Source organism: Phaeobacter sp. CC-HEC084, assembly GCF_059429255.1.
In genome coordinates this window covers 930,326-946,389 of record NZ_JCAIJQ010000009.1, presented here as the reverse complement: position 1 = coordinate 946,389, position 16,064 = coordinate 930,326, and the positions used below count along the sequence as shown (strand labels likewise).

The following is a 16,064-nucleotide window of genomic DNA, read 5'->3' as shown; positions in this document are numbered from 1 at the left end:
GACTCCATCCCGTCGCTGTGGCGCTAGAGCGAACCGCAGCATGCGGAGACAAGCTGGGCAACCGTCAGAGGAGGGCGCCGACATGACAGAACACACGCGTCTGAAAGATAGCCCCGAGTGGGATTATCTGCTGCGGGATTTCTATGAGTTCTACCGCCGCCTGCCTGCTGGTGGCAGCGTCAAGATCCGCAGCCATCAGCGCATGGTCCGTGAACGCATCAGCCGGGTTCTGAAATCCAATGCCGAGGTTCGCGCCGGTGCCAGCGTTGATAAACCCGTGACGGCGCACCTGCAGCGGGCGCTCGACAACGGACGGCAGGAACGCCACGGCGCCTTTATCCGCGCGATCGAGGCGGTGCGTCAGCATCTGGTGTGGCAATACGGCTATGAAAAGGTACCCCGCGGGTTGGAGCGCAAATATGCCTATGCCGAACTGGCTGGTCCCACCGGCCCGGTGATGACCGACGAGGTGATCCTGGGTCTTGTCCTGTTCGCGCCAGGCTGCACCTATCCGGCCCATTCCCATGATGGCATCTCGGAGAGCTATATCTGTCTCTCTGGCGCCGTGTCGGAGAATGATCAGGGGGTCTATGCGCCGGGGTCGCTGATCTTCAACCCGCCGGGACAGTTGCACCGCATCACCGTGGCGGATCATAACCCGTCGCTGCTCTGCTACGCTTGGGTTGGCGATCAGGAGAAACTAGCCAACCAGAAGATGGTGTTCACGCGCGCACCCAAATAGGCGCAGATCACCGGACGGGTTTTATTGCAGGCCCACACGAAAAAGGGCGCCCCGGTGGCGCCCTTTAAAAACTCTCGCTTCAGATCCAAGCGGATCAGATGCTTTCGTTGATCCAGCTTTGCAGCGCAGCCTTGGGTGCGGCGCCGGCGCGGTTGGAGACAACCTGACCGTCCTTGAAGATGAACAGCGCCGGAATACCGCGCACACCCATGGCGGCAGCAGCGTTCGGGTTGCTGTCAACGTCGACCTTGGCGATCTTTACCTTGTCGCCGTATTCGGCTGCCAGCTCTTCCAGAGCGGGGCCGATCTGCTTGCAGGGGCCGCACCATTCGGCCCAGAAGTCTACGACAACGGGAACGGAGGAGTTCTTGACTTCGGCGTCAAAGGTTTCGTCGGTGACGGCTACGGTGGACATGGAAATGTCTCCTGAGATGAGTGGCAACTGGATGCTGAACCTAGGTAGGGCTTAAGGACTCGTCAAGGTTCCCCGTGACGCTGGAAGGCCCGCGTCACAACTTCGTGCGGCAGGGGCATCAGGGTTGCATTGCGGGTCCATATCAGCGCCGTTTCGATGGTTTTGCCGGGGTAGATCCGCCCCAGCGCCAGCGCATAGGCGCCCATTTGCCGCAGCAGCCCGTCGGGACATTCGCTTACCGATTGCGGAACGGTTGCGTTTGATTTGAAATCCACCGCCAGAACCCGGTCAGATTCCACGATCAGCCGGTCGATCACCCCGTGCAGGCGGATGCCATCCAGATCGGCCGTCACGGCCACTTCGGACAGGGTGCCGGGGGCAAAGACATGCGCGAGATCGGGATTGCGCAATACAGCGCTTGCCTCCTCCAACAGTTCCCCTTGGTCCTCGCATCCCGCCAGCAGCGCCCGGGCCAGATCCGGCCAGCGGTCCTCTGGCTGTGCGGGCAGATGTTCCAGCAGCAAGTGCAGGTTGGTGCCGCGCGCCTTGGCAGCCTCCTCGTCCAGACCCTGATCGCCAAGCAGCGCCTTGGCGCCGCCCAGATCCGATGGGCTGAGCGTCGGTTCCGGCGCGACATAGGCCGGGGCAGGCTGTGTAAAGACCTGTGGCAGTGTCACTTTCTTTGGCTCGGGGGCGTCGTGGGCGACAAACTCCAGCCCGTCCCAATCGCCATGCTGCAGCCGTAGGCCCGGCCCACCGGGCAGGTCCGTTTCGGCGGCGCCGCCGTCATTCAGAGCCCGTTCGACCATCTGGTACCAGCTGTCACCCTCTTTCGACAGCTCCCCGGCACTGGCGACGATCAGCCACTTCTCTGCCCGCGTTAGTGCCACATACAATAGGCGCAGTCTTTCGTTCTGCTGTTTCTCCTGCGCGGCCTCGCGCGCGGTGAGCATGGCGGCGGGCATCTGATCCTTGGGCACGCGCCACAGCGGCGCGCCTTCGGCCACGATGATCTCGGCATCGCTTGGCGGCTTGCGTTTGGCGGTATCTGGCAGGATCACGATCGGCGCCTCCAGCCCCTTGGAGCCATGCACCGACATCACCCGGATCATATCACCGGCGGCGCCCATCTGGCGCTTGATCTCAAGATCGTCGGTCTGCATCCAGACAAGAAACCCGGTAAGGCTGGGAATATCGGTGCGTTCATAGGCCAGCGCTTGGGACAGGAGCGCGTTGATTCCGTCCTCTGCCTCTGGGCCAAGGCGGCCCAGCAGGCGCTGGCGGCCCCTGTGACGGGTCAGGATCCGCTCAATCAGATCATAGGGGCGCAGGAAATCGGTCTGGCTGCGCAGATCGTCGATCATTTCCATCGTTTCGGGATATTCCGTGGCCCGATCACGCAGCGCTGCCCACAGATGGCTACCGCCTTTGCGCCGGTGGGCAAGGTCGAACAGCATCTGTTCCGACCAGCCAAAAAGCGGTGATTTGAGCGCGGCGGCCAGCGACAGGCTATCCTCGGGCGTCGCCAGAAACGACAGCAGCGCGGCGATATCCTTGACCGCCAATTCGGCGCCGACCTTCAGCCGGTCGGCACCCGCGATAGGCAGGCGAGCGGCCTTGCAGGCGCGGATGATTTCGGAAAACAGCTCGGACCGGCGCTGCACCAGGATCAGGAAATCCCCGGCATGTACCGGGCGGCGCTGAAAGGTGCCGCGGGTCGGGCCGTCCTCGGGGATTGTGACCTTGTCGTCGATCATCCGCTTGATCTCGCGGGCGATACGTTCGGCTAGAATCACCGTATGATGACGGGCGCCCGGCCGGTCCACCGGATCGGTCCAGTCGCGGTCTTCCTCATCATCCAGCTTTTCCACCGCAGGCCAGAGGTCCACGCGCCCCGGCAGATCGGATTTGAAAGCGCGGTGCAACGCGTCCTTGTGAAAGCCGGCGCGGGGGCTGTCCTTGAAAACCAGATCGACCAGCCGCAAGATCGCCGCAGAGGAGCGGAAGGAAAACTCCAGCGCCGCATTCTGAAGCGCCGCGCCGGTTTCGGCCAGACGGCGACCGAATTCTTCCTGCATGCGGTCAAAGGCATCCGGGTCGGCGCCCTGAAAGGAATAGATCGATTGTTTCTTGTCGCCGACCACAAAGATCGTGCGCTCTACATCCGACCGCGCGCCGATCCCTGATGTGAATTCCTGCGCCAGTTTTTCGATCACGTCCCATTGCACCGGGCTGGTGTCCTGCGCTTCGTCCACCAGGATGTGATCGATGCCGCCATCCAGCCGATAGAGCACCCAGGCCGCCACCGCCGGATCGTTCAGCAGCAGCCGCGCCTTGAGGATCAGATCATCAAAGTCGAGCCAGCCGCGCAGCTGTTTGCGCCGCTCGTATTCCGGCAGGAACACGGAGGCAAAGGCGTGCAGGTCCTCAGATTTCTGCGCCGCTGCCAGCGCCAGCCGTTTGGCACGGGCGTCCTCGACCCGCAGCATGAAGGGCTCCAGCCGATCCATCAGATCGGGGTTGTCCTTTTGCAACTTCTTGGTCGGAAAGCTGCCGACCTTGGCCGTAAAGGGCGCCTTGGCGCCGGCGCCAGTCAGAAAAACCGACTCTAACATGGGCAGATCGGCCATCTTCGGTGTGTCGATCCCGGCGAGTTTCGCGGCAGCTTTCTGGTCGTTGGTGCCACCGGTTGCCAGCATATCGCGGGTGCGGCTCAGCAGCTCATTTTCTCCACCCAGAAACACCAACGCCTCCAGCGCGGCAGCGTCAAACCCTTCGGGCAGGTCGAACAGTTTCAGCAGACCCGCGCGGTCCAGAGGCTGGGCAAATTCGGCGCGGCGCTGGCAGATGGCAGCGGTCAGATCGTCAAAATCGCTGCCTGCAACATGCCGGGCCAGCGCCTCGACCAGATGCGCCTCCGGGCCGTTGGCGATATCCTCGACGATTTCAGCGCGCAACAGTGTGGCGGCGCGGTCTTCCATTTCGGCGAATTGCGGGCTGACGCCAGCCTCCAGCGGGAAACGCCGCAACAGCGAGGAACAGAAAGAGTGGATCGTCTGGATCTTGAGGCCACCCGGCGTTTCAATCGCGCGGGCAAAGAGCGTGCGCGCCTGCGCCAGCCCCTCGCCCCGGGCCACGTCGCCTGCGCCCAGATCCTCCAGCGCTGCGCTGAGGCTGTCATCGCCCAGCATCGCCCATTCACCCAGCCGCTGGAACAGCCGGTTCTGCATCTCGCTGGCGGCGGCCTTGGTATAGGTCAGGCACAGGATGTGCTGCGGCTGCACGCCTTTCAGCAACAGCCGCGCCACCCGGTCGGTCAGCACCTTGGTCTTGCCCGATCCGGCATTGGCCGCCAGCCAAGTCGAGGCATCGGGCCGCGCGGCGCGAAACTGCGCCTCAGATGCTGCATCGCGGGGGGCGGTCATGTCAGATCCTCCGGCTTTGGCATGTCGCTGCGGTCCCATTCGCCAAAGCGCGCCAGATGATCGTAGTCGCCGGCAAAATCGTCCCGGTGCACCATGCGACGGCTACTATAGCCCTGATCAGGGTCGAAATAGGCTTCGATCAGTTTCTTCAGCTCAGCCCAGACCTTGGCCGGGGGTTCATCCGCCAGCGGCGCGGGCACTTCCTTGATCGGGGATTTCAGACCGATGAAAACGGCTCGTTCCACCTGTGCGGCGCCGAAGTTTTCAAAGGCGCCCTGTTCGGCCATGGCGGCTTCGATCAGCAGCTGTTTGTCAAAGGCGCGCTGCTGTTTGTCAGTCGGTGGATCGCCGGTCTTGTAGTCAAAGATATGCAGACAACCGCGTTCATCGACGTCGATCCGGTCGGCCTGTCCGGTGATCTGGAAATCCAGCGGCGCAAGGCGAACTCCTCCGCTGATTTCAAACCCAGAGGGGCGCGCAGCGGCGCGGCGGGTCTGTTCCCCCGCGACAAAGCTTTCGGCGATGCGGGCAATGCGCGCCAGCCACAGGCTGCGGGCGACGGGCCAGGGGACCTCTGCCTGCAACTGGCTGCGGGTGCGCGCGATCAGTTCTTCCGGGGTCAGCAGCTCCGGGTTGTCACTGCTGTCGCGGATGTAATCCTCGAACACCTTGTGCACCACGATCCCGCGCAGCAGCGCATCGGGTTCCCGCATCAACGGGTTCAGCGGTTTCAGGCGCAGCACATGTTTGGCGTAAACCGCATAAGGGTCGCGGATGAGGCGGGGGATTTCCGTGACCGACAGCTGTCGCGGACGGGCGGCAACTGGCGGGCGCGGGGCAGGGCGGCTGGCAGGTTCGCTTGGCAGCGGGACCTCCAGCGCCGTTGACCAATCCAGCCATGTCTGCCCGCGGGCGCGCATTGCTTCCAGCGCGGCTCGCCCGCCTTGTTCCGGCAGGCCGCGCAACAGGTTCATCATCCGGTTGAGCCAGCGCGAGGGTACGGTATCTGCCTCTTCCGAGCGTTTGGCACGGGTCAACCAGACTTCAGGCGCGGCCACGGCCTGCTGGAAGTCATGCGCAGAGAGACCGATACGGCGTTCGGGCAGCAACAGCCCGGCCTGATTGCGCAACTGGCGGTTCAGCCAGGGATCGGGGCTGGCGGCCTCGGGCCAGCTACCCTCGTTGAGACCGGCCAGAATGACCAGATCGGCGCCTTGAACACGGGCCTCTAGCGTACCCCAGATCATGATCGACCCATAGGGCGCATCGCGGTCGCGCACCTCTTCCTGCGCCAGCAGCGCGCCCAGAAGATCGGCAAAGTCGCGGGCGCTCATCTCGCCGCCGAATTGCGCGTTCTCTTCCAGATCGGTGATCACCTTCAGCGCCTTCTGGCCGGCTTTCTTGTCCCAGAGCGTGCCGCTGCCGCCCAGCTGACTGCCAGAGGCAATGCCTTCGGCGCGGGCGCGCAGGCGGGTGATCCAATCCGTCAGGGACAGGTTGCCCGGGGTGACCTGATCGGCAAATTGTGTCGTCAGCCAGTCGAGCCATCCGGGGATCAGATCGCGCGTGGCGCCAAAGGCGGCAAAACTGTCTGCATCGGGGAAGGGCGGGCCATTGCGGCGCAGCTCGAGTTCGAAATCGCGGGTATGGCGCAGGTGTTCGCCGCGCGCAGCCTCTGGCCCGTCGTGGGTCAGCGGGTGTTTCAGCAGCGTCAGCAGCATGTCCGGCGTCAGCACGTGGCAGAACAGCTCGGCCACGTGGCGCAGGAAACGGCCCGGCGGAGACAGTTGCAGCGGCTGACCGGCGGAATCATCCGGCAGGATGTCCCAGCGGTCCAGCGCCGCCGACACCTGCCGCGTCAGCATCCGGTCGGGGGTGATCAGCGCCGCGGTCTGGCCATCCTCGGCGGCCTGCCGCAGACGCAAAGCGATGGTGAGCGCCTCGGATCTGGGGCTTGGCGCTTCGACAAGGGTGATGGTCTCGGCAGCGCGATCGATATCGGTCAGTTGAGGTCCTTCGCTCATCCAGGCGTCGGTGACAGGGGCAGGCCGCAGCGCCAGTGACACCAGCCGGTTGCGGGCCGGAAAGGGCGGGGTTTCATCTGTCCAGGGCTCCACGTCACGCGGCGTGAGCTCCAGATCCTTCATCAGCCGGTAGAACCGGTACTGCGGGTGGTCTTCGGAGATCAGCGGATCATCAAGGCCGGACCAGACGTGATCGGGTTGGTCAAAATCGAACCCCGGCAGGATCACCGCGCCCTGCGGCAGGCGGGCGATGGCTTCCATCAGCATCAGCGTGGTACCGCGCGAGCCGGTAGAGCCGGCCAGGATCACCGGGTGTTGCGGCGGTGCGCTCTGCCACTGGTCGATCAGGTTCAGAACCACCTGCCGCTGGCGGGCTTCCTTGTCCATGGCATCGTCGTGGCGGTCAACAAAATCATCTGCGATCCCGATGAAGGCCTGCGCGCGCGCCCAATGCCCGGACATGTCCGAGACATCAAGGTTGCGGATGGTGTCGGTGCTGACGCCTTCGCCCTGCATTTCGTCGATCAACGCCGCCAGACTGTCGGAGAGATCAAAAAGCGAGGCCCGCGCGGCAAGATCCGGTTGCGCGTCCAGCAGTTTCGCGATCAGCTGAGACAGCTCCAACCGGCGCCTGAGCGAGGGCAGGGCAGGCGGCAGGCCGTGCAGGGTGGCGCGCTGTGCCAGATCGGTCAGCAGCGACAGGCGTGGCAGCAGCAGGGTGGGGCCGGCGTCAAACAGGTCGCGCACCCGGCGCTGCATGCGGGCGGTGTTGACGATCACCTCGGCGCGGGCCAGCGCCTCGGGCGGGAGGCCAGCGCTGCGCGCGATCAGGCCGTTCACTAGCGCCCGAGGGAAATCGACACCGCAGGGCAGGGCGAACAGGCGCGGTTTGTCCTGTGGTTCAAACATCGTCATGTGCCAGCAATTGCTCCGCCAGGGTGATGCCTTCGGGGTGTCCCACATCGCACCAGTGGCCGGGATATTCGAGGGCGTACAGCCGTTTTTCCTCGATCATCGGGTTCCATAGCAGGCGGGTGGAAAAGGCGGTCTCGTTGATGCTCTGCAATCCGTCTGTCTTGAGGATCTGCACACCGCCCCATACCAGATCGCCGCCCCATGAAATGCGCCCCGCCGCGTCGGCCGAGAAATCACCGCCGCCCTGCCGCCCCACAGCGTGCACCAGCGGTACGCAGAGCATGAGGCCATCCATCTGCGCGGGATCCCAGGCCGCGCGCAGCATTTCAAACGGGTTCGGCCCGGCCCAGATCGCATCGGAGTTCGAGGTGTAAACGGGACCATCTCCCAGAAGGGGCAGCGCATGGCGTAGACCGCCGCCGGTATCCAGGATCTCCGGCTGTTCGTCGCTGATCAGAACGCCCTGCGGTTTCAGGTGCTCCTGCAGGATCTCTGCCTTGTAGTGGGTGTTGACCACGATCCGCGCGGGCTGCACCGCGTGGGCCAGATCCAGCGTGTGGTCGATCAGGGGTCGCCCGGCAACCGGGATCATCGGTTTCGGCAGATCCCGGGTCAGCGCCTTCATCCGGGTGCCAAAGCCGGCCGCGTAGATCATTACGGCTTCGGGGGATAGCGCCGCCATTATCGCAGCCTGTCCAGGTTTTCGGGGCTGGGTGGGGGTAGATCACTGCGCAGCCAATCCGCCAGAGGCGCAAGGGCGGGGTGCTCCAACCCGCGCATGACATGGCCCCAGACGCGCGGGATCAGATCCAGATACTGCGGCTTGCCGCCTTCCTGCGACAGCCGCGCAAAAATGCCTAGGATACGCAGGTTTCGCTGCACGCCGATCACCGTATAGGCGGTGCGGAACCCGGAGGGATCGACACCGGTGACCTCAATGTAGTGATCGATCATCTGCATCTCGACCCCGGCGGGCACATCGCGGCGGGCGTCCTGCAGGAGCGAGACCAGATCATAGGCCGGATGACCGGTGCGGGCGTCCTGAAAATCGATGACGCCGACGCGGGCGATCCCGTCCCGATCCGGCAACCACAGCAGGTTCTGGGCATGAAAATCCCGGTGCACAAAGACGGCGTCGCCCTTGACGCTGTGGCGCAGAATGTCTTCGAACTGATCTTCGAACCGGCTGGTCAGCACGCTGTCCTCCTGCCCGGTGATGCCGCTTCGGTAGGTTGTCATCACAAGGCTGGCCATTTCAGCCATGACACGCGGACCAAGCGGCTCCAGATCGGGCAGCGGCGCCTGATGCAGCGCAATCAGAAGATCGGTTGCGGCCCGGTAGAGGGACATTTCCTGTCCGGGGTCCTGTTCGATCACGCTGCTGAACAGCCCGTCGCCGAGGTCCTCAATCAGCAGGAAGCCGTGTTCTGCGTCCTCAGCCAGAATTTCCGGCGCGCTGACGCCCTGTTCGTGCAGGTATTCGGCGATCTGAACGAAGGGACGGATATCCTCGCCCTTCTCTGCCGGGGCATCCATCAGCACCACGGTGCCGCCGTGTGGGCCGATCAGCCGTTCATAGCGGCGCATCGAGGCATCGCCGGCCAACGGGCAGCGTTCCCAGCTGCCGTATCCGGCGCCCGACAAAAAGGCGGAGATCAGCTCTGTTCGGTCTGTCATGAAAAAACTTGCTCCATCAGGGGCTGCCATCTGTCATCGCTCCACCGCAGGGTCAGCAGACGGGCATCTTCGCTATCGGGGTCCAGTGCAAACGTCAGGTGCAATGCGTGCTGCGGCGCCAGCTCCTCCAGTCGGTCGGGCCATTCGACCAGGGTGATCGCGGTGTCAAAGGCGGCGAGCAGCCCCAGTTCTTCGACCTCATCAAGCGACGACAGGCGGTAAAGATCCGCATGCCACAGCTCACCCGCCGGGACCTCGTAGGTCTGGACCAGCGTGAAGGTGGGAGAGGGGACATCTTCGGGGATGTCCTGCAACGACTGGATCAGGTGGCGGGCGAAATGCGTCTTGCCGGCGCCGATGGGGCCTTCCAGAAGCAGGCAATCGCCCGGGCAGAGGGCCCCGGCGATTTTCTGTGCCAGATCGGCGGTATTTTCGGCCGAAGCCAGACTGCAGGAATGAGGACTTTTGATCATGGCGCCACAATGGCGTCAGGCGTCATGCGCTGCAAGCGGGATTGCCCTTGGGGGTGCCCGGCTTGCAGTCCTGCTCAGCTGTGATCAGAGATGGCAAAGCGTTCCTGTTCGGCGCAGGGCAGGCTGGTCTGCGGATTGCAGAAGCTGACCATGGTGGCGCCGTTCTGGATGCCGGTGACCTTGCACATCAGCGGCGTGCCGTCGCGCAGTTTCACATTTGCCCACCAGGGGTCGCGCGCATCGCTGGCTGCGACGAAATCGCGGATCTCTCCCCAAGCCGGTGTCGGGGCGCAGGTGTCCTGCCAGACGCGGCTGGCATCCATGATCGACACTTTGGCAAAGCTGGCGTCTGGGTCCATTTTCCACATCTGATGATAGGCGGCGTTGGAGAAAGTCATGCTGCCATCATTGGCAAAGACAGCGATGGCTTCGTCCATCTGGTCCATGATCGACTGCCCCATTTCCAGCTCCGAGCGGAACTGACGCGTCAGGGTCACTTCGGCGGTGATGTCCTCGAACAGGAAGGCAATGGCACCATCGGGATGCGGGCGGCCAGAGACCGAATAGACCGAACCCGAGGGCAGCGACCATGTTTCCTTGTACCGGCCTTCAGCAGCGGCCTCGAGCAGGTCTTCGAACTGGTGGCGCCAGCTGGAGTAATTCTTGGGCTCAGGCATCATGCGCTGGTCGCGCAGACGGTCGAAAAAGCTCATCAGGTTGGGACGGGAGCTGAGGAAATCGGGCGGCAGCGCGGTCAGGTCGATCAGCACCGGATTGAACAGGACCAGCTGGCGGTTGCGATCAAAGATGGCCAGACCAATGGACAGCTGGGCAAAGGTTTTTGCCAGAGTCTGCACAAAGTTGCGCTGGGCGATTTCGGCATCTACCACCGCATTCACATCGACAGCGTGACACAGCCAGCCGGCTTCGGTTTGAGTGGTCGAGATATTGTACCACAGCTGCTTGTTGCTGTCGGGCAGCGGGATGGAAATCCGTTCCGGTTTGCCGCTGGATTTGGGTTCTTCAAGATCGGTGAACAGGGGCACCGACACATCCACGTCGCGACCGCGGATTTTATGGGTAAGGTTGTCATAGGCCAGGTTGGACCAGGTGATCGCGCCTTCATCCGATTGCAGCCAGACCGGATAAGGGGCCTGATGCACGGCTGCGCGCAGGGTGGTCAGTTCCTGATCCTGCGATCTGTTCTGCTCTTCCAGAGTCGAGCGGCGCAGCTGCACGCGGGTAATACCGTCGATCCATTCACAATGCGCTTCGCGGCTTTCGGCGGATTCGGTGCCCGACAGGACAAGGGGACCGACATCTTTCAGAAATCCGGGCGATTGCGGCAGGCCGGGGTAATTGCGCGCCAGCTGGTCGCGCAGCATGTTCCAGCTGAACGCCTCGGTGTGTTCGCCAATGAATTTGCGTGCGCCCGAGGACCAGCCGATCAGGTTGGTGTCGTCAAACAGGAAGACCGCATCAGTGCGCCCGTCGCTGGACAACAGATCCTGCTCCAGCGATTTGGAGCGCGCGCCGGGAGACAACCACCACACGGCTGCCGCGGCTGTGGCGGCGCAGAGGGTTGCCAAGATTAGCCATTCGATTGAAACGATGTTCTGCATGTTGTCCTGCCTTGCTCGCGTATCGCTTTATCAATGGTTGCTTAAAAATGGTTAAATGAAGTTTAATTGGTTGCTAAAAAGTGAACAGTTAAATTTCAATTCTCTGGTTTTTCCCGGTTGGAACGGCATTTTCGCCCTTGAGCGCGTCGACCTTGTCACGCGGCCAGGAGACTTCAACGATGGCACCCCGGCGTTCTTTTGGCAGTATTAGTCCGGGAAGCGGGGCCGATCCATTGGTAAACCGCAGGTTGGCGCCGCTGCGTTCCAGCAGGGTTTTGGCGATGAACAGGCCCAGCCCCATGCCTTCGTAACCGGGGCGTTTGCGCCGATCAGATCCACTGCGCCGCCGTTTCATGAAGGGATCGCCGATCCGGCCCAGCATCTGAGAGGGGAACCCGCGCCCGTCGTCGCTGATCCGAACCTCGATCTTTTCGTCGTCCCAGGCGGCGTCGATCCAGACGGTGCTGCCTGCGAAATCCACCGCGTTCTGAACCAGGTTGCGCAGACCGTGGATGATCTCGGGTTTGCGCAGGATGGTGGGTTGCTGCAGGCTGCCGTCCTCAAGCGGGGCTTCGTGAAACACGACCGTCGTGCCGCGGTCCATATGGGGTTCGGCGGCCTCGTGGATGACGGTCGAGAGCGGCGCCTGGCGCAGATGCAAGTCGTCCTTGCCGGCCCGGCCCATGCTGCGCAGGATATCGCGGCAGCGGTCCGCCTGTTCCCGGATCAGGGCGGCGTCTTCGCGCAGGTCGGGGCGGTCGTCCAATTCATCCAACAGTTCGGCACTGGCCAGTTTTATGGTGGCCAGCGGTGTGCCAAGTTCATGCGCGGCGGCAGCGACCACGCCGCCAAGGTCGGTCAGCTTTTGCTCACGCGACAGGGCCAGCTGGGTGGCAGAAAGCGCGTCCGACATGCTGCGGATCTCGGTGCTGATCCGGAAGGAGTAGAACCCGATGAACAGGATGGCGATGACGATGGCGGTCCAGTTGCCAAAGACAAAGACATCCGGAACCCGCAGCAGGAACCCCTGTTCGGTGCGCAGGGGAATATGGAATTCGGCCATCATAGTCACCAGCATGATGGCAGTACCGCCAATGATCAGGGTTGAGCGCAGCCCCATCATGGCAGCGGATATTGTCACTGGCGCCAGAACCAGCAGGGCAAAGGGATTGTGCAGACCGCCGGTCAGGCTCAGCAAAAACGCCAGCTGCATCAGATCGAACAGAACCATCAGGAAGTTTTCGAATTCCGACAGGCGCTTGTTCTCGGGGAACATCAGGGTGGCGACAAGATTTCCGGTGACCGCGATGCCGACCGCCAGAAAACACAGCGGCAGCACCAGTTGCAGATTGTACATGTACTGCGCCACCAGGATCGCAATGATCTGCCCGGCGATGGCTACCCAGCGCAGTAGGATCAGGGTCCGCAAACGGATCCAGTGGCTGCGTTCCTGGCCATGCATCAGGCCGAATTGGGTCTCGCTCATCTGGGCCTCCTGATCTGCGGCGCATTATCACGTTCCCGCGCCGATCGGCGGTGTGACGCCGTGTGCAGTTGCATCGGCTGAGTTTCTTGATAGGTCTCGCGCCCGAAACGATCAACAACCCTTCCCGTTCGCAAAGTGTGATCACATGACCCGCCTATATGCCCTTCTTGCTGCCCTGTTCATTGCTGCCCTTGCCGGCGGCACCTGGTTCCTGACCCGCCCAGGGGACAGCGATGACAAATTCGCCCAGTGCCGCAGCAGCAAGATTGCCGGTGGCGCAGACACCATTGGCGGGCCGTTCGAACTGGTCAATTCCAAGGGTGAGACGGTTACCGACAAGGATGTCATTACCGAACCATCGCTGCTGTACTTTGGCTATACCTTCTGCCCCGACGTCTGCCCGCTGGATGTGTCCCGCAATGCCGAGGCCATCGATGTGCTGGATGAACGCGGTTACAGCGTGACACCGGTGTTCATCTCGATCGACCCGGACCGCGACACCCCCGAGGTGGTTGGCGATTTTGCCTACAACATGCATGAAAAGATGATCGGTCTCACCGGATCGGCCGAGCAGGTCAAGGCGGCCAGCCAGGCCTACAAGACCTATTACAAGAAACAGGACGGGGATGAGGACTATTACCTGGTCGATCACTCCACCTTTGCCTATCTGGTGCTGCCGGAAGACGGGTTTGTCGAATTCTTCCGCCGCGATGAGACGCCCGAGCAGGTGGCAGACAAGATCGGCTGTTTCATTGATAACATGTAACGGTGTCTGGCATTTGACCTTTGCCACCCGGCGTTTAATATCCAAAACAAGAATTTGCTGAACGAACGCGGAGGAGCGGGCATGGTCGAAGCGACGCAAAGGGACATCGGACCCGACAAATCGCTCTTGTTGGTCGATGATGATGAACCGTTTCTGCGCCGCCTGGCCAAAGCGATGGAAAAGCGCGGTTTCGAGATTGAGACCGCCGGATCCGTCGCCGCCGGCAGCGCCATCGCCACCGCCCGGCCCCCAGCGTATGCGGTTGTCGATCTGCGGCTGGAGGATGGCAACGGTCTGGATGTGGTCGAGGTGATCCGAGAAAAACGTCCCGACAGCCGGGTTGTGGTGCTGACCGGATATGGCGCCATTGCCACCGCCGTTGCTGCGGTGAAGATCGGCGCCACCGATTACCTGTCAAAACCGGCGGATGCGACCGATATCACCAATGCGCTCTTGGCCTCGGCGGATGAACTGCCGCCGCCACCGGAAAACCCGATGAGCGCGGACCGCGTGCGCTGGGAGCATATTCAGCGCATCTATGAACTCTGCGACCGCAACGTGTCCGAAACCGCTCGGCGGCTGAACATGCACCGGCGGACCTTGCAGCGGATCCTCGCCAAACGCAGCCCCAAGTAAAGGCAACCCCCAGGCGAGGACCACACATGACAGAGCAAGGCGCCGGACCCGAAGATCAGCCGTTGCCCGACGGGGGCTGGTCCGAGGAGATTGAGACCCTGCGCGATGCCTGCGTGATCCCGCCGGTCGACAGTGCGCTGGTGCAAAAGGCCGGTGTTCTGACCGCTTCTGGTGATTACTGCGCCAAGGCCGCGCTCTGGCGCAAATACCGCCCGATCACCGTGCAGCCCGACCCGCCGAGTGAGGTCAACGCAACCCTGCCGGGGCGCTGGCTCTGGGGCGGGGTGCTCTGGGCGCATTTCGGGCATTTCCTGGTGGAAAGCTCGTCCCGGCTCTGGGCGCTGCCACATCTGGATCAGCCGGTGGACGGCATCCTGTTCATCCCCAAACGCCCGGCTGTGGGCGATGAAACGCGCGGCTTTCAGCGCGAGTTCATCAATCTCTTTGCGCCGGGCCTGCCAATCCGGGTTGCGGCTGAACCGACCCAGGTTGAGGAACTGGTGGTGCCAGGGCAGGGGTTTGGCCTTGGCCATATCACTCGTGGCACCCGCAAGTTCCGCAATGCGGTGCACAGCCGCTTTGCCCGGGATGTGACCCCTGAAGGCCCTGAAAAGCTCTATATCTCCCGTTCGAAACTGGGCCTCAGCAAGGGCGGTCTTCTGGGCGAAGAGCAGATGGAAGAGCTGCTTCAGGCCGAAGGCTATGAGATTTTCCACCCGCAGGAGCACAGCCTGACCGAGCAGCTGGCGCGCTACAAGGCGGCGAAACGGGTGATCGCGGCGGATGGCTCGGCGCTGCATCTCTTTGCCATGGTAGGAAGGCCGGATCAGAAGGTCGCGATGGTCCTGCGGCGCCAATCCGGCGCCAATAATCTGCTGGCGATGAATGTAGCGCATTTCTGCAAATGCAATCCGCTGGTGATTGGCGCGCTTCGCACTGAATGGGTGCCGGTCAACAAGCCAAAGTCGAGCCGCAACAGCTTTGGCGAGATCGACCATTCGGTGATCGGCCGGGCTCTTGCCACGCATGGATTCATCTCTGCTGATGCGCAATGGCCGGTGCTGAGCGACGATCAGCGGCAACAGATCCTTGTCGAAAAGGGGCTTGGCGGCAGCGACCGTTTCGTGGAATCGCCCGAATTCAAACAGCAGCGGATCCGCGAAATGCGCCGCGCCCGCCGGGCCCGGCGGGCGGCCAAAACCGCCAACGCCTGAGGTAGTGGCCTAAAGCTGCGCCAGCAACTCTGCATGGCGGCTGACAAAATCACGGCGCACCTCGACCGGCGGGCGCAGGTCGATAGACAGATCGCCCGTGATCTGCGGGTCGATGCGGCCAAAGAACTTGTTGGCCTCCATCTCCGAAAACCCGGCGATCTGAACCGCCTCCATCCAGGCGCTGATCTTGTCGGCGCGCTTGATCTTGGATTTGATGGTCTTTGGCAGGGCGGCGGGCAGGCCAAAACGGACATGGATGGCCGTAGTCAGCCGCTGATCCAGATCCTCATACCCGGGACCGACTGCTGCCTTCACCGGGGATATCATGTCGCCAATCACATATTCCGGGGCATCGTGCAGCAGCGCGGCCAGGCGCCATTTAACGGGCGCCTTGGGATAAAGACGGGTGAACAAGCTCTCGACCAGCAGCGAATGTTCGGCCACCGAATAGGCGAAATCACCCTTGGTTTGCCCGTTCCAGCGCGCCACAAAGGCCAGCCCATGGGCGATATCCTCGATTTCGATGTCGACAGGCGTGGGATCCAGAAGATCCAGTCGGCGCCCTGACAGCATGCGTTGCCAGGCGCGGGCAGGTTTTGGAGGCATCGGTCGGGTCCGGCTCTTACAGAGGTTCTACCTGTGCCTAGCCGCTTGGCACCCAGCGTGCAA

At 62.6% G+C, this 16,064-nt stretch carries 13 protein-coding genes; 4 read left to right on the top strand and 9 right to left on the bottom strand.

Going from position 1 to position 16,064, the window contains the following annotated elements; genetic code table 11:
* Positions 1 to 82 precede the first annotated feature (82 nt).
* The gene (locus AC5SSZ_RS21685; RefSeq protein WP_274830006.1) at positions 83 to 742 is read left to right on the top strand and encodes a dimethylsulfonioproprionate lyase family protein; all 660 of its coding nucleotides are present in this window, start codon (positions 83 to 85) and stop codon (positions 740 to 742) included.
* A gap of 94 nt (positions 743 to 836) precedes the next feature.
* On the opposite strand, the gene trxA is transcribed toward AC5SSZ_RS21685, so the two are convergent.
* The 8 genes from trxA to regB form a co-directional block, all read right to left on the bottom strand.
* Positions 837 to 1,157, bottom strand: coding sequence for a thioredoxin (gene trxA, locus AC5SSZ_RS21680; protein ID WP_065272019.1), 321 nt, complete (start codon positions 1,155 to 1,157; stop codon positions 837 to 839).
* Positions 1,158 to 1,219: 62 nt separating this feature from the next.
* Entirely contained in the window at positions 1,220 to 4,582 is a 3,363-nt protein-coding gene (addA, locus tag AC5SSZ_RS21675) for a double-strand break repair helicase AddA (RefSeq protein WP_495440017.1), read from the bottom strand.
* Complete coding sequence (gene addB / locus AC5SSZ_RS21670) at positions 4,579 to 7,515, bottom strand: double-strand break repair protein AddB (protein ID WP_495440353.1); 2,937 nt, start codon at positions 7,513 to 7,515, stop codon at positions 4,579 to 4,581. The genes addA and addB overlap by 4 nt, the downstream gene beginning before the upstream one ends.
* Positions 7,508 to 8,203, bottom strand: a complete 696-nt coding sequence (locus AC5SSZ_RS21665; RefSeq protein WP_495440015.1) for a nucleotidyltransferase family protein — start codon at positions 8,201 to 8,203, stop codon at positions 7,508 to 7,510. Before AC5SSZ_RS21665 ends, addB begins: the two co-directional genes overlap by 8 nt.
* A complete protein-coding gene (locus tag AC5SSZ_RS21660) occupies positions 8,203 to 9,198 on the bottom strand; it encodes an aminoglycoside phosphotransferase family protein (protein WP_495440012.1) in 996 nt (331 codons plus the stop codon). Before AC5SSZ_RS21660 ends, AC5SSZ_RS21665 begins: the two co-directional genes overlap by 1 nt.
* Positions 9,195 to 9,671, bottom strand: coding sequence for a tRNA (adenosine(37)-N6)-threonylcarbamoyltransferase complex ATPase subunit type 1 TsaE (gene tsaE / locus AC5SSZ_RS21655; RefSeq protein ID WP_495440011.1), 477 nt, complete (start codon positions 9,669 to 9,671; stop codon positions 9,195 to 9,197). The genes AC5SSZ_RS21660 and tsaE overlap by 4 nt, the downstream gene beginning before the upstream one ends.
* 74 nt (positions 9,672 to 9,745) lie before the next feature.
* Complete coding sequence (locus tag AC5SSZ_RS21650; protein ID WP_495440009.1) at positions 9,746 to 11,293, bottom strand: PAS-domain containing protein; 1,548 nt, start codon at positions 11,291 to 11,293, stop codon at positions 9,746 to 9,748.
* Positions 11,294 to 11,381: 88 nt separating this feature from the next.
* Positions 11,382 to 12,779, bottom strand: a complete 1,398-nt coding sequence (gene regB, locus AC5SSZ_RS21645) for a sensor histidine kinase RegB (protein WP_495440007.1) — start codon at positions 12,777 to 12,779, stop codon at positions 11,382 to 11,384.
* A gap of 145 nt (positions 12,780 to 12,924) precedes the next feature.
* On the opposite strand from regB, the gene AC5SSZ_RS21640 reads away from it, so the two are divergent.
* From AC5SSZ_RS21640 to AC5SSZ_RS21630, 3 genes are all read left to right on the top strand, one after another.
* On the top strand, positions 12,925 to 13,545 hold the full coding sequence (locus tag AC5SSZ_RS21640) for an SCO family protein (protein ID WP_065272027.1): 621 nt from the start codon (positions 12,925 to 12,927) through the stop codon (positions 13,543 to 13,545).
* A gap of 81 nt (positions 13,546 to 13,626) precedes the next feature.
* Positions 13,627 to 14,181, top strand: coding sequence for an ActR/PrrA/RegA family redox response regulator transcription factor (locus AC5SSZ_RS21635; RefSeq protein WP_065272028.1), 555 nt, complete (start codon positions 13,627 to 13,629; stop codon positions 14,179 to 14,181).
* A gap of 26 nt (positions 14,182 to 14,207) precedes the next feature.
* Positions 14,208 to 15,395: a glycosyltransferase family 61 protein gene (locus tag AC5SSZ_RS21630; protein ID WP_495440006.1), complete on the top strand. Its 1,188-nt coding sequence runs from the start codon at positions 14,208 to 14,210 to the stop codon at positions 15,393 to 15,395.
* A 9-nt stretch (positions 15,396 to 15,404) separates the two neighbouring features.
* Here the strand turns inward: AC5SSZ_RS21630 and AC5SSZ_RS21625 are convergent, their stop codons facing one another.
* Entirely contained in the window at positions 15,405 to 16,001 is a 597-nt protein-coding gene (locus AC5SSZ_RS21625; RefSeq protein WP_495440005.1) for an HD domain-containing protein, read from the bottom strand.
* Positions 16,002 to 16,064: the final 63 nt, after the last annotated feature.